Annotated in this window: 12 protein-coding genes and 2 pseudogenes; 6 read left to right on the top strand and 8 right to left on the bottom strand. The window is 73.3% G+C overall.

Translation table 11 applies throughout. From position 1 onward, the window contains the following. The first annotated feature begins 501 nt into the window (after nucleotides 1-501). Entirely contained in the window at nucleotides 502-720 is a 219-nt protein-coding gene (locus ACFV1W_RS22675) for a hypothetical protein (protein WP_380419025.1), read from the top strand. A gap of 74 nt (nucleotides 721-794) precedes the next feature. Here ACFV1W_RS22675 and ACFV1W_RS22670 read toward each other — a convergent pair whose 3' ends face one another. Next, on the bottom strand, nucleotides 795-1,109 hold the full coding sequence (locus tag ACFV1W_RS22670) for a hypothetical protein (RefSeq protein ID WP_380419024.1): 315 nt from the start codon (nucleotides 1,107-1,109) through the stop codon (nucleotides 795-797). Between the two features lie 16 nt (nucleotides 1,110-1,125). Between ACFV1W_RS22670 and ACFV1W_RS22665 the strand changes: the two are divergent. Further along, nucleotides 1,126-1,320, top strand: a pseudogene (locus ACFV1W_RS22665) (alpha/beta hydrolase); the annotation flags it as partial. 108 nt (nucleotides 1,321-1,428) lie between these two features. Here ACFV1W_RS22665 and ACFV1W_RS22660 read toward each other — a convergent pair. After that, nucleotides 1,429-1,881 (bottom strand): transposase, encoded by a 453-nt coding sequence (locus ACFV1W_RS22660; protein ID WP_380419023.1) that lies wholly within the window; start codon nucleotides 1,879-1,881, stop codon nucleotides 1,429-1,431. An 832-nt stretch (nucleotides 1,882-2,713) separates the two neighbouring features. On the opposite strand from ACFV1W_RS22660, the gene ACFV1W_RS22655 reads away from it, so the two are divergent. Then, complete coding sequence (locus ACFV1W_RS22655) at nucleotides 2,714-3,634, top strand: hypothetical protein (RefSeq protein ID WP_380419022.1); 921 nt, start codon at nucleotides 2,714-2,716, stop codon at nucleotides 3,632-3,634. 745 nt (nucleotides 3,635-4,379) lie between these two features. Then, the gene (locus ACFV1W_RS22650) at nucleotides 4,380-5,102 is read left to right on the top strand and encodes a carbon-nitrogen hydrolase family protein (RefSeq protein ID WP_380419026.1); all 723 of its coding nucleotides are present in this window, start codon (nucleotides 4,380-4,382) and stop codon (nucleotides 5,100-5,102) included. Between the two features lie 9 nt (nucleotides 5,103-5,111). Here ACFV1W_RS22650 and ACFV1W_RS22645 read toward each other — a convergent pair whose 3' ends face one another. Further along, nucleotides 5,112-5,369, bottom strand: a complete 258-nt coding sequence (locus tag ACFV1W_RS22645; RefSeq protein ID WP_380419021.1) for a hypothetical protein — start codon at nucleotides 5,367-5,369, stop codon at nucleotides 5,112-5,114. A 375-nt stretch (nucleotides 5,370-5,744) separates the two neighbouring features. On the opposite strand from ACFV1W_RS22645, the pseudogene ACFV1W_RS22640 reads away from it, so the two are divergent. Beyond that, nucleotides 5,745-6,317, top strand: a pseudogene (locus tag ACFV1W_RS22640) (IS701 family transposase); the annotation flags it as partial. Between the two features lie 138 nt (nucleotides 6,318-6,455). Continuing rightward, nucleotides 6,456-7,097 carry a hypothetical protein gene (locus ACFV1W_RS22635; RefSeq protein WP_380419020.1) on the top strand — a complete coding sequence of 214 codons (642 nt, stop codon included), beginning with the start codon at nucleotides 6,456-6,458 and terminating at the stop codon, nucleotides 7,095-7,097. 374 nt (nucleotides 7,098-7,471) lie between these two features. On the opposite strand, the gene ACFV1W_RS22630 is transcribed toward ACFV1W_RS22635, so the two are convergent. The 5 genes from ACFV1W_RS22630 to ACFV1W_RS22610 form a co-directional block, all read right to left on the bottom strand. Then, complete coding sequence (locus tag ACFV1W_RS22630; protein ID WP_380419019.1) at nucleotides 7,472-8,443, bottom strand: NAD-dependent epimerase/dehydratase family protein; 972 nt, start codon at nucleotides 8,441-8,443, stop codon at nucleotides 7,472-7,474. Beyond that, a complete protein-coding gene (locus tag ACFV1W_RS22625; protein WP_380419018.1) occupies nucleotides 8,440-10,041 on the bottom strand; it encodes a class I adenylate-forming enzyme family protein in 1,602 nt (533 codons plus the stop codon). Before ACFV1W_RS22625 ends, ACFV1W_RS22630 begins: the two co-directional genes overlap by 4 nt. After that, nucleotides 10,038-11,219: a cytochrome P450 gene (locus ACFV1W_RS22620; protein ID WP_380419017.1), complete on the bottom strand. Its 1,182-nt coding sequence runs from the start codon at nucleotides 11,217-11,219 to the stop codon at nucleotides 10,038-10,040. The genes ACFV1W_RS22625 and ACFV1W_RS22620 overlap by 4 nt, the downstream gene beginning before the upstream one ends. Then, on the bottom strand, nucleotides 11,216-11,968 hold the full coding sequence (locus ACFV1W_RS22615; protein WP_380419016.1) for a glycosyltransferase family 2 protein: 753 nt from the start codon (nucleotides 11,966-11,968) through the stop codon (nucleotides 11,216-11,218). The genes ACFV1W_RS22620 and ACFV1W_RS22615 overlap by 4 nt, the downstream gene beginning before the upstream one ends. A gap of 106 nt (nucleotides 11,969-12,074) precedes the next feature. Further along, entirely contained in the window at nucleotides 12,075-13,076 is a 1,002-nt protein-coding gene (locus tag ACFV1W_RS22610) for a 3-oxoacyl-ACP synthase III family protein (protein WP_380419015.1), read from the bottom strand. Nucleotides 13,077-13,220 lie beyond the last annotated feature (144 nt).

The following is a 13,220-nucleotide window of genomic DNA, read 5'->3' as shown; positions in this document are numbered from 1 at the left end:
GGGCCAGAGCAGTGCCGCCCCTTCGACGGTTCGTCGTCTCCGGCGCGATGGAAAGCCTGCTGGACGTTCTCCAGGATCTTCCCGGCTGCCCGGCGGCGGCTCCGCCTCTCCGACGGTGCGCCCCGCGCTGGTCCCACACGGCGACAGCTCCCGGTTGCCGGACGCATCCGCCGGGGCGTCGGACCATCACGGCGTGGCGGTTCGGTTGGAGCTGGCTCGATGCGGCGACTGGCCACGTTTTGGAGTACCGGTGACGCCCCTGCCAGCGTCCCGCAGGCCGGGTTGCTCTACAGATTGCCGTACAAGTGGCCCCACGAATTGCGCTACGAGTGGTCGTACGAGTTGCCCTACGGGTTGCCTCGCCGCCGGTGTCCTGCCAAGGACCACCGCAGGTCAGCGCTGGTGGTCAAGGGGGTACGAGTTCGCCGACTGCTTCCCTGTGGACCCTTCGGCGTCCAGGGCCTCGCAGCCGCCATCCCCTTGACTGTCACACTGGCGATCATGACGAACTCCGAGCGGCGCCCGTTGTGGCGTCCCTTCTCCGAGTCCCCCGCCGATCCGGCCACCGTCCCGCCGTCCCCCGAGGCCCGACTCACCGCGGTGGAGCGGGCCCGGACGCCCTTCCTCGAATCCGAGGCTGCTCCGGCTCCGCGGCTCGCGCCCGGTGCCCACCGCCCGCTGGGACCCGGCGGCCTGGCCTCCCCGGCCGCCGACAGCTGACCACCCGCCACAGAGGCGCGGCCGGGACATTCGCTGTCCCGGCCGGCGCCCTTGTCACGCATTCTGGCTTGGGGTCACCAGTCCATCCGGGGAGCGGTGTAGTCGTCCCTGTAGGCGTCAGCGGCCAGCTCGTCCGGATCCCGTCGGTCGAGGAACGACGTCACGGCCGCAGGCCGGGCCGGGCCCTTGACGGCGAGGTCCGGCAGGTACCAGTTCGGGGAGCCGGGCAGGTCGAGGTTGCCGGAGCCGCTGATGCAACCGAGCTCGTCGACACGCCGGTCGAGCTGGCGGCGGATCTTCGCCGCCACGTTCTCGTGGTCCCGCGTGGGTGACACCAGGACGATCCGCCCCTCGATGACCTGGGCCCACCGGTGATCGATGAGCTGCACGGCGTCCTTCAGCGCGATCGCGCATCTGATCTACGTCGACGCGATGGTCCCGACTGACGGGGAGAGCGCACTGGACGTCATACCGGCCAAGACCCAGCGACTGACCGACGCGGCCGCCGCCTCCGACGCCCCCTGGCGCATCCCTCCCCTGCCGGAAATGCCCGCGCCCATAGGTCTGTTCGGAGTGACCGACCCGGCGGACCCGGCGTGGCCTTCGCCGCGACCACCTCCAGGCCCAAGGCCGCCGCGAGGGAGTGCGGTCGAAGGTGAAGCGCCTGGCCGTGCGGGGCTGGCTGGCCGAGGGGGAGGCCGGGGATGTTCAGTGTGCTCGCCGGGCGAGCCGGCGGCTCATGACCATGCTCATCGACCACCGGATCATCGTCTCGGAGGTGTCGGTGCGGGTCTCGTAGTCGCGGGCCAGGCGGCGTGAGTGCATCAGCCACGCGAACGTCCTCTCCACCAGCCACCTTTTCGGCAGCACCACGAAGGCCCTGGTGTCGTCGCTGCGTTTGACCACCGTCAGCGCAATCCGCCAGGCGTCGCGGGCGGGGTCGACCAGGCGTCCGGTGTAGCCCCCGTCGGCCCACACCAGCAAGATGCGCCAGTGCCGCTCCCGCAACCGGGCCGACAGCGTCTGCCCCGCGCCCCGGTCGGTGACCGACGCCGCCGTGACCAGCACCGCCAGCAGCAGCCCGAGAGTGTCCACGACGATGTGCCTCTTGCGGCCGTTCACCTTCTTCCCGCCGTCGAACCCCCGGCTCGTGGCCGGCACCGACGCGGCCCCTTTCACCGACTGCGCGTCGATGATCCCGGCGGTCGGCTCCGGATCCCGGTCCGCCGCCTCGCGAACCCGGTCCCGCAGCCGGTCGTGGACTCCGCGACGAGGCCCTTGTCCCGCCAACGCCGGAAGAAGCGTAGACCCGGTCCCACGCGGGGAAGTCCGCGGGCACCGCCCTCCAGGCGATGCCGCCCGCGACCAGGTAGCGCACCGCCCACCGCACCGCGCTGCAGCGGGCCGCCGCCCTCGCCCAGTTCGTTGAGCGGGAGCGGCATCCCCGGGTGCTCCGCCCGCACAAGGAACCCGTGGAGGGCCGTGGACATCGGCCCCGGCGGCGAGGAGCAGGTGGTGGTGTCGCACTTCGCGCTGGGCACCTGGCTCAACAACCAGAAGACCGCCGGGCGAAGCTGACCCCGAGTCAGCTGGCGCAGCTCGCCGAGCACGGCGTCGAGTGGGCGGCGTAGCGGGCTGGCCCGGCCAGGGGCCGATGTCGGTGGTCGGCGGCACGCTACGGCGGCCCCGAGAAGGCGCAGGAAGGCCGTCGCCGTGTCTGGTGGCGGCCTCTTCGTTCTGGTCGTCAGGCCGAGAACTCACATGTACTCGCCCTGGGAGAAGCCTTCGGCGGCTGCATGACGCTCATTCAGCTTCTTGAGCTGCTCCGGCACGGCTGTCTCGCTGCCACGTTCACGCCTTGCGGTCCGGCGTTGTCGGGCCATCGGGTACGGTCACGGTTTCACGTCCGCTCCCCGGTGACGGTCCTTCCGGATCGCCGCCGGGGAGCGGTGAGTCCCACCCGAACCGTGTACTACCCCTAGGGAGCTTCCTCGTGCACCAACTCCTGCGCCGGGGCCTTCCGGCCCTCACCGCCCTCGGCATAGCCGTCGGCGCTCCCCTGCTCACCGCCGGCACCGCCCAGGCCCAGGCCGAGCACGTCTGCGGCGCCGCCGGCGTCCAGTACTCCGTCGACGGCGGCAAGGACTGGATCTCCGACGGCCGGATGTCCCAGCCGCACGGCGTCATCCAGGTCCGCCTGGTCGGCGACGTCGTGGACGGCTGCGACTACCGGGTCTCGCTGGCCTCCTACGACACCGAGGGGCCGACCTGGGCCACCTCGGGCAAGCAGACCTTCCTCGGCTGGGCGACCACGACGCTGCGCAGCGGGAACCGCCAGGCGACCCTGGACGTGTCCGCCCACCTGCCGAAGTGCTTCGGCCAGATCGACCTGTACAACGGCGACAAGAAGTTCGACGGCGTCGCCAACCCCGCGCCGAGGTACCCGGACGGCGTCTTCACGGACAACCTGATCTCGGCCTGGAACGGCGGCAAGGCCTGCGTTCCGACCCCGAGCGGCACGCCGACCGTCCCGGTGCCGACCTCCTCGGCGTCGCCCACGGCCACCGCGGCCCCGCACCCGACCGGGACGCCCACCGCCACAGCGACGCCTTCGGGCACCGCCACCGCGACGGCCACCGCCTCGCCTTCCACCACCGCCAGGCCGTCGGCGCCGGCCACCACCGGAACGCCGTCCGGCGGCATCCCGTCGACCGCCCCGGCCGTGCCTGGGGACACGAGCGGCCCGGTCGGCAAGCCGACCGTCAATCCGGTCTCGACCACGCCGGCCAGCACCCTGGCCAGCACGGGTGGCAACAGCAGCCAGATGATCGTCTACGGCGCTGGTGGGGCCGCGCTGCTCGCCGTCGGCGGGGGCGCGCTGGTGGTCGCCCGCCGTCGGGGCGCCCGCCGGTGACGCGGCACCGCTGAGGTACCCAGGACGCCCGCGGTCCCCGGACCACGGGCGTCCGTCGGCCGCATCCCCGGGCGGTCCGAAACCGGCGCTCGCGCCGGACCGACGCCGCGCGTTGGAGGAGATCGACCCGTTCTGGTGTCCGGTCTGGCCGATCACCTGGCAGCGCACCTACGCCGCTGATGAGGATCTGCGGAAACTCAACGAGCCTCATCACCGCGGTGCGGCAGTGGTGGCTGGAGTGCGACGGCCAAGTGGGCCGCTTCCTCGAGCGCGCCGGCTGCGGTGGAGGCGGTGCACACCACCGCGGTGTAGGCGGCCAGCGTCACGTCCACGCCCCGGCGCCCGGGCAGGGCGCGGACGGCGTCGGCGGCCTGGTTGAGGTCGCGGGCCAGGTCGTAACGAGGCGGGGCGGGGCGGACAGGACATCGGCCCGGCGGCTGGCGGGCACGCGCGTACCGGGCGGGGCGGCGTCCGGAGCGGGGTGGCTGTCGATGGTCACGACGCCCAGCATGCCCGTCTCGTCGGCGCCCGCGCGGGACTTCGGATATCCCCTTGGCCGGGTCGGCCGGGGCTGGACGGGCGCGGCTCGGGATCCGGGTGTCGCATGGCCGGGAAACGGCCTCGTTACTGGTGGCTGGCGTATGAGTTGTCGGTGCTGCTGAGCGCGGCGGTGGCTTTCCGTGATCTCCAGTGGGTTCTCGTACTGCGGGGCCCGGTGTTTCCCGCGGTCCGGTCGGCGGCGATGATGGGGGCCGTGATCGTCGCAGCCACCCAGTTCGCCCCGGTCGCCGGGGACATCGACGCCAACGTTCGTACCATCGCCGGGTTGATCCGGGCCGCCGGGGCCGACGGCGCCCGCATGGTCGTCTTCGCCGAGCTCGCCGTGACCGGCTACGAGCCGACGCTGATCCGAGACACCCCCGGCCTCGTCCTCACCGAGGACGACGCCCGCCTCGAACCCGTACGGGAGGCGTGCCGCGCCGTCTCGGCGGCGGCGGTCGTCAACGGTCCCGTGCACACGGCGGAGGGCCGGCCTACGGTCACCTCGCTCGTCATCGGTCCGGACGGCGGACTCCTCGCCCGGTACGACAAGCAGCACCTGTACGGCATCGAGCAGGAGGTCTTCGCAGCGGGCGGCCGGGACGGCCGATTCGAGCTGGACGGCACCCGGTTCGCACTGGCCACCTGCTACGACAACCGATTCCCGGAGCTCGCCGAGCGGGCCGCCGCCGACGGCTGCACGGTCTATCTGGCGAGCTCGGTGCTCTCCGCCGACAACGACTCGTTCGAGAAGGTCTATCCGGTGCGGGCCCGGGAGTTCGGTCTCCACGTGGTGCTCGGCAACGTCCTCGGCAGCAACGAGGACGGCGTGGGCTGCGGCGCCGCCGGTGCCTGGGGCCCGGACGGCGAACGGACCGCCGACGCGGGCACCGAGGCACCGGGCCACGTGCTTGCCGAGGTCCGCTGAACCGGCGGTCTACTGGTGGGCTCGCGCATTCAGCTGTCGTGAGGCCGTCGCCTGCTTGCGCAGCCAGGCGCCGGGCCGGAAGGTCGGGTCATCGCCCAGGCCAGCGCGATTGGCCGGGCCGTCGAGGGTGCCTCCGGCGGCGAGGTAGGCGAGCAGGCGGCGGTAGGAGCGGTTCCAGTCCGGCTCCAGCCGCCACAACCCGTCCGGCACGTCCAGCTTCGCGACCTGCTCCTCGGCCAGGCCCGCGGCCATGCGCTGCCGACGCATCCACGCGCCCACCGCGTAGTACTCCAGCTGTAGATCTTGATCTTGGCCTGTGGGCGGTGAGCATCTCGGGTCGGTAGATCGGCTTCTGCTGGCTGCTAGCAGGTAGACCGGGCCCGGTGGAGCAGGCACTATGCCCCGGTGAGCATCGTCATCAAGGTCTTCGTGGCACCGGACGCCGAAGCTGCCGCTGCTGTCGGTGTGGATCCTGAGCAGCTTGGCCGACCTGGCCCGTGCCGTCCGCGAGGAAGACGAGAACCTGTACTGCTGGGTGGCGTAGAAAGGGCACGGCCATCGTTGATTGTGGACAGACGAAGATCAGCCGATGGCCGTGGGCCACAGCGTAGACCCTGCCCGGTGGCAGCCGGTGACGACCTGATGGCGAGGATCGCGAGGCGGTTCGCCCGGGTCGAGCCGCGTCGCAGGGCACGGGCCTTCGTGCCGGGCCTGCTGGCAGAGTTGCCGCGGAAGAGCTGCTGGACGATCGCGGAGCATGCCGGTGACGGCAGTCCAGCCGGTATGCAGCACCTGCTCAGCCGCGCGTCCTGGGACGCCGACGGAGTCCGCGACGACATACGGGACTTCGTGGTCGAGCACCTCGGCAACCAGGATGCCGTTCTGGTGGTGGACGAGACCGGTGACCTGAAGAGGGGCACCGGCACCGCGAGCGTCGGGGTGCAACGTCAGTACACCGGGACCGCGGGGCGAATCGAAAACGCCCAGGTCGCCGTCTACCTCATCTGCCTCGTCTACTCCACCCCGGTCGGGCACGCTGCCATCGACCGGCGCCTTTACATCCCACGCTCCTGGACTTAGGACCCCGACCGGTGTCCGGCCGCAGGCATCCCGGACCACCCGGGGTTCGCCGCCAAGCCCGCCCTGGCCACCGAGATGATCACCCAGGCCCTGGCCGCCGGCGTCACGGCCTCATGGGTCACCGGCGACGAGGTGTCGGCGTACACCTGTGTCTGCCCGGGGTGGTACAGCCGAAGGTGCTCAGCTCCCGTGCTGGTTCGGGTTCGGCACAAGCGGGGCGGCGCGGCGTAATCGGGAGGCGTCACGGGCGGGCGATGCGGAACACTTCGCCAGGTGATCGTGATGCAGCCCGTCCTGGAGATCCGCGCCCCTGACGGCTTCGACCTCTGGCCCGTCGCCGAGATCGAGCCGACCGGCTTCCTGCCCCTCAGCGGCGGGCTCTCACCCGCCGAGGTCGGGACGGCGGTGATGCGCATCGCCGACTGCAACGACATCGACCCCGACGGCGATCGCCCGCCCCGGCCCGACGACCCACTCGACTCCTTCCTCCACGGACTGCTGACCTTCGACGCCCCCTTCGCAGCCGGAGGCCTGCGGGTCACCGACGACTCCACCGGCATCGTGTTCCTGCCCGGCTGCTGCGACGGGCTGGAGGACTGGCGCGACTGGCACCGGCTCGTCGACAGCGGTGGCCTGCTCGGCTTCGGCCACGACCCCGTGTCACCGGTCGCAGAGCGCTTCGGCGACACCGTCCGGCTCACGGTCAACGCCGAGCAGAGCGGCAGTCCGGTGATCGAACTGTCCGTCACCGAACTCCGCTGCCTGCTCGCCGGTGCCGAGCGCGACCTGGCCGACTTCCTCACGCTGGCCGCCGACTGGGCTCTTCGGCACCTGCCCGGCCGCCGGACTCCCGTCACCGGCGCCCTCACCCGGGTCCTCGACCTGCCCGCGCCAGCCATACCGCCGGAGCAGTAGAACAGCGGGCCCGGTTCCACCGGCCAACGCGGACGACGGGACTGTGCGCATCGTGAGCGGATGCCAGGTCGCTGTCACCAACTTGGACTCAGGTGGAGGTGAGCCCGCTCCGCGAACCGCCGGGACAGGTCATTGAGCGTGGCTGCCCTTCACCTCCTGCCGGGCGGCGCGCCCGAGTGCCACACCAGCCCCTCCGCGTCGTGGGTCCGTCCAGGCCGGCCGGCGGCCTGCGCCCGGGCGGTGGCGCGGTCGGGCCACACGCGTCCGGAGACGTTTCCCGGCGGCCACAACGACTACGTCCTGCGCCCGCGCGGAACCGCGGAGCGCATCCGCGCGGTGCTCGGTTCCTGAGGCGCGGCGTGGCCTGCCCGGCGTCAAGGGGCCGATGCCCGGCGCAGGGCGGGTGCCAGGTCCGTCGGTGCGGGGCGGTAGTCCAGGTGCGTGTGGGCGGCGGTGAGGTCGAGGGTGCGTTCGTGGGCCAGGTGGCGGGCGGCGTAGACGGTCAGGCGCGGGTCGCGGGTGGATCGGGTGGTGCGGGTGAGGAGTTCGGCGGCGCGGGCCAGGGGCAGGGCGAGGGCGAGCGGCAGGTAGACGGGGGTGGTGGGCAGGCCGTGGGCGGCCAGGACCTGGCGCAGTACGTCGTCCAGCACGAGCGGGTCGCGGTCGGTGATGTTGAAGGTGCCGCGGGCTTCGCCCTGGGCGGCGAGCAGGCAGGCGTCGACCAGGTTGGCCACACTGGTCAGGCTCAGCCGCTGCCGGCCGTCGCCGATCGCGAACAGCCTTGGCCCGTACGGGGTTCGGCGTACCGCCCGCAGGACGCGGGGTAGCAGTGTGGTGTCCCCGGGGCCGTAGACGGCGTGCGGGCGCAGGATCACCGCGTCGGGGCGGGTGCGGCGCACCCACTGCTCCGCCAGGGCTTTGGAGCGCCCGTAGGCGTCGGTGTGGCGGACCGTGTCAGCCTCGTCCTCCCGAGCCATGACGGTGGGCTGGCGCGGGTCGTAGACGCTCGCGGTCGACAGGTGCACGAAGCGCGCCGCCTCGGGGAACGCGGCAAGGGCGCCCCGGGTGGCCAGCACGTTGCCGCGGTGGAAGGCGTCGGGGCGGGCCCAGTCGGTGGCCAGGCCGGCGCAGTGGATCACCACGTCGGGGCGGGTGAAGGGGGCCGGGATGGACGGGTGGGCAGCGGGGTCCGCGAGGTCCCAGGAGAGGTAGGGCGCGCCGCCGGTCAGGTCGGCTGGGACGGCGGTGCGCCGTCCCAGCGCCAGCACCCGGTGCCCGGCGGCCCGTGCCGCGCGGCACACGGCGCTGCCGACGAATCCGCTGGCTCCGGTGACGACGGTGATCACGGCGTCTCCTTCGCGACCAGCGCGCGCAGCCGTTCACGGTCGGGTTTCTCGGTCCGTCCCCGCCGGGGGATCTGCGGGAGGCAGTGGATGCGGTCCGGCAGTGCCGCGTGGTCGATCGTGCGGGGCAGTTCGCGTCGCAGGGAGCGCAGGAGTTCGGCTTGCGGGAGCGAGCCGTCCGGGCGCACGGCCAGCACCACCGCCTCGTCGGCGGTCTGCGGGTCGGGCACGCCCACGATGACGGCCTCGGCGACGCCCGGCAGTGCGGCCACCGCCGGTTCGTACAGGCCGGGGTAGAGGTTGAAGGAGCCGCGGATCAGCATGTCCTTGGTCCGGCCGAGCAGCACGATCCGGCCCTCGGCGTCGATGCGGGCCCGGTCGCCGGTGTTGAGCTCGCCGATCGGCCCGTCGTCGAGGTAGCCGATCGCCAGGTGGGCGCCGCGCAGCAGGAGTTCGCCCTCGTCGTTGAGGCGTGCGGTGACTCCGGGCAGGGGGTGGCCGGCCAGGTCGCCGTGGGGTGCGTGGTCGAGCTTGTCACGGGCCTCGGTCACGGCGATCGGCAGCATCTCGGTCGCGCCGTAGATCACCGCGATTCGGGCCGCGGGGAGCGCGTCGTTCAGGCGGCGCAAGATCGGGGGCGGCACGGGAGCGGCGCCGAGCAGTACCGTGCCCAGGGTGTCCGGGAGCCGGCCGGCGTCGAGCAGGCGGGCCAGGGAGGCCGGGGTGCCGAAGGTGTGGGTGGCCCGGCGGCGGCGCAGGTCCCGCAGGAACCGCTTCGGGCGCACGGGCAGCGGCGCCGTCGACCAGGTGGCGCCGGCCGCGAGGAAGGCGAAGGCGATCATCAGCTGCTCGGAGTGCACGACCACCGGGCCCAGGGCGGCGCTCAGGCCCAGGCTCTCGCCGAGCAGGTCGGCGCCGGCGAGCAGTGTGGCCTGGCTGTGGACGACCGCGCGGGGGCGGGCGGTGGTGCCGGAGGTGAACACGACCAGCGCCGGGCGGTCCGGATCCCCTGCGGGCGCGGTGTCCGCGGAGATGCGCGCCAGGGAGGCGGCGCGCAGCGCGTCCGGGGGCAGGCCCGGCAGCCGCGGGCCGGTGTGGACCAGGCGCAGGGTGGGGTCGGCGAGCGCGGGCAGGTTCAGGCCGAGGCGGTGCAGCAGGGTGCGTCCGGTCGTGCGGGCGGCGAGTGCGCAGAGCCAGGATTCGGCGGCCAGCCAGCGCGGTGCGGTGAGGCGTTCGGTGACGAGGTGTCCGCGCGCGGCGTCGAGTTCGGCGCCTGCACCGGGGTCGGCCACCACCACGGCGGCGCCGGTCGTCATGACGGCCAGGCCGAGCACCAGGGCGTCGCGGCCGGGGCGGACGGCGAACAGCACCGTGTCGCCGGCGGACATGCCCGCGGCGCGCAGACCGTTCGCGGTGGCGGCGATCTGCCGGGCGAGTTCGGCGTAGGTGAGTGTGCCGTGGGCGTCGAGCAGGGCGGCGGCGTCGGGAGTGCGGCGGGCGTGGTCCGCGATCCGTCCGGCGAGTCCGGTGAGTCCGGTGAGTCCGGCCGGTGTGGCGGGTCCGGCCGATGCGGTGCCTGCGGTGTCGGGGGCGCCGTTCACGTCGTCACTTCCAGGTGTGCGTAGGTCGGGATCAGGACCCGTCGCTTGGCTCGTCGCCGCACGATGTGTTCGGCTCCCGTCGTCAGGAGTGCCCGCAGCAGCACTCGTATCTCGGCCAGGGCGAGCGGTGCGCCGATGCAGTAGTGCGGTCCGGCCCCGAACCACAGGCGTTTGGGATCGTGCGCCGGGCACCGGCCCAGTGCCACGGCCCGGTCGAAGGGGCCCGCGGCCAGGTCGCAGCGCGCGGTGGCGATGACCACCCGGTCTCCCTCGCGTACCGTCGTCGCGCCGAGGCGGCCCGGCCGTGCGGCGCGGCGCAGCATCGCGGGGCTCGGGGTGATCACCCGCATCGCCTCGTCGATCGCCGCGTCGAGCGCCGCGCCGCCGCTCTCCAGGTCGGCCCGCAGCGCGGGCAGCAGACCGGAGTCGTGCCAGAGCGCGAAGATGCGGGGCACGGTCGTCGCCACCGTCTCCGTTCCGGTGAGCAGGAACGCCGCCGCCAGGCCGAGCGCCTGTTCGCGGTCGAGCCCGTGGGCGCGCAGCCGCGCCATCATCGAGCCCGGGTCGCCGCGGTCGTACGCCTCGCCCGCTGCCGCCGTCAGGTCGGCCAGCACCGCCTTGGCTTTGGCGACTTGACTTGGCGTCAGTTTCCTCGTGCGGAGCCCGACCATCCGGACGATGCGCTCGCCCCGCTCGAACACCTCCTCTCCCGCGGCGTCGGCCAGCCCCAGCAGGTCGCCGATCACGGTGCCGGCCGCCGTCCTGGTCAGTGCGACCAGGTCCACCGCGCCGCCCGCGTCGAGCCGTTCGGTGGCCTCGGCCAGCACCGGTTCGAGGACGCGGGTGCACAGCTGCGTGGCCTGGGCCCGGGTGAACAGGCCGGCCAGCGCGGCCCGCAGCCGCCGGTGCTCCTCACCCTCCATGTTCAGCAGCACGGCCGGCCCCAGCACCGGCGTCCACAGCGCGCCCGAGGACCCGGGGCCGTCCTTGCGGAACCCCTCGTGGTCGAGCAGCACCTGCCGGGCCAGCTCCGGATCGCCGACCACGACCCCGACCCCCGGCACCCGCACGGCGGGGCCGCGCCGGGCCACGACCGTGATGAACGGGTACGCCAGCGGGTGGGCGGCCAGCTGCACCCGCCGCTCCCAGGTGTGTTCCCGGCGCTTCGGTCGCGTCATCGGATGTCGACCACCTCGGGCCGGTAGCGGTGGTCCGCGTACCAGGCCAGCGTGTTGCGCAGGCCGAACGCCCGCAGCCGCCGCACCGAGCCGTGTACCCGCATGCCCGGGACCTGCCCGTAGGCGGCGGTGAGCCTGCGCACCCGGTTCACCAGGGCGCGGTCCTCGTGCTCCTCCTCGATCGCGGTGCGCGGGAAGCCGCCGCTGCGCTCGTAGAGGCCGGCGGTGATGGCCAGGTTGCAGCCGGGGCACATCAGGTACGGGCCGAGGTACTGCGGGTCGCGGTTGCCGGGCCGGAACCTGCCGAACCAGGCGGCCAGCGCGACCACCGCCGGCAGCAGCCGGCTCTCCCACAGTTTGAGCCTGAACTCGTCGGTTCGCGGCAGGAGTTCACCGGTGACCAGCTCCAGATCGCCGGCCAGGCCACGGCGTACGGCCGCCGTCCAGCCGGGCACCGGGAGGCAGTCGGCGTCGGTGCGGGCCAGGTACCGGGCGCCGGCCGCGATCGCGAACCGCATGCCGGTGTCCGCCGCCGCGCCGGTGCCCTTGCGCGCCTCGGTGATCAGGTGCACCGGGAAGCCGGCGGTGAGCGCGAACTCCCGGACCACCTCGGCGGTCCGGTCGGTCGAGGCGTTGTCCACCACCACGCACTCGAAGTCCGCGTCGCGCTGGGCCGCGAGTGCGCGCAGCGTGGCCGGCAGCGAGGCTTCCTCGTTGTAGGCGGGCACGACCACCCACAGGTCGGTCACTGGTGTTCCTTCACATTCGGGCGCACGGGCAGTGTCGCGTACGGGCATACGGGCAGTGTCGCGTACGGGCGTGCGGGCACGGTCGCGGACGGGCGTACGGTCGGGCTCACAGCCGCGCGAAGACGACGCCGAGCGAGACCCCGCCGGCCAGACCGATCAGCGCCACCCGGTCCCCCGGCCCGCAGCGGCCCTGCTCCAGCGCCCGGGCGAGCTGGAAGGGCAGTGAGGCCGAGGCGAGGTTGCCGTGCCCGGGCAGCACCGGCACCAGCGACCCGCCGCTCAGGCCGGTCCTGCCCAGGAACGCCTCCAGCAGGGGCACCGTCACCTGGTGCACCGCCACCACCGCGAAGTCCGCCCAGGTCAGGCCGTGCTCGGCCAGCGCCTGGTGGATCAGCTCGGGGCCGAGCGCCTCGAAGGCCGCGTGCAGCCGCGCGCCGTCCATCCGGAAGTATCCCGCCTCCGGGTCCCGCGGGTGCGCGGTGCCGCCGCCGGGCAGGGTGCCGACCTCCCAGGCCGTGGAGTCTGCGGTGAAGGCCCGGTGGAAGATCCCCTCCGGCGCCCGTCCCGCCTCCAGCAGCACGGCCGCGCCGCTGTCGGACAGGGTGTAGCCGGGGAACGACTCGGCGAACTGGAGCCGGTCCCGCACGGACCAGCGGACCGCACGCGACGGCACTTCCCCGGTGCAGACCAGGACCCTGCGGTACTGCCCGGCGGCGATCAGCGCCTCGGCGACCTGGATCCCGTTGAGCACGCTGTTGCAGGCGTTCTTCACGTCGAACACCGGGCAGCGCGCCCCGAGCTTCGACGCCAGGATGTGCGCGGTGGCGGGCTCGACCATGTCCTGCGAGGCGCTGGCGAAGATCAGCAGGTCGACGTCGCTCGCGGCGAGGCCCGCGTTGGCCAGCAGCTTGCGGGCTGCCGCCGCGGCCAGGTCGGATGCCTGCCAGTCGTCAGGGGCGACGTGCCGCGCGCCTATCCCGGTGACCGCCTCGATCAGCCCCGGGCGCGGCCGGTAGGGGCCGCTGTCGGCGATCCGCTGCTCCGCGTCGCGCGAGGTGAGCGTGTCCTCCGGCAGGTGTACCGCCACCGCTGCGATCACTGCGCGCACCCCGCCGCCTTGCCCCACCAACTGCCCACTGCCCTCCGACACGTGCTCAAGCCTCCCCCGAGCCGCCTGATCATATGATGATCCCCGCCTCGGCCTGCCGCGGTACGGTTCTTCGCACGGACATTCGAGGCAGCGGTGGGGGCG

Source organism: Kitasatospora sp. NPDC059648 (assembly GCF_042734825.1).
GTDB lineage: Bacteria > Actinomycetota > Actinomycetes > Streptomycetales > Streptomycetaceae > Kitasatospora.
Note: the sequence above shows the minus strand (reverse complement) of the source record. Positions and strands in the feature narration are given on the sequence as shown.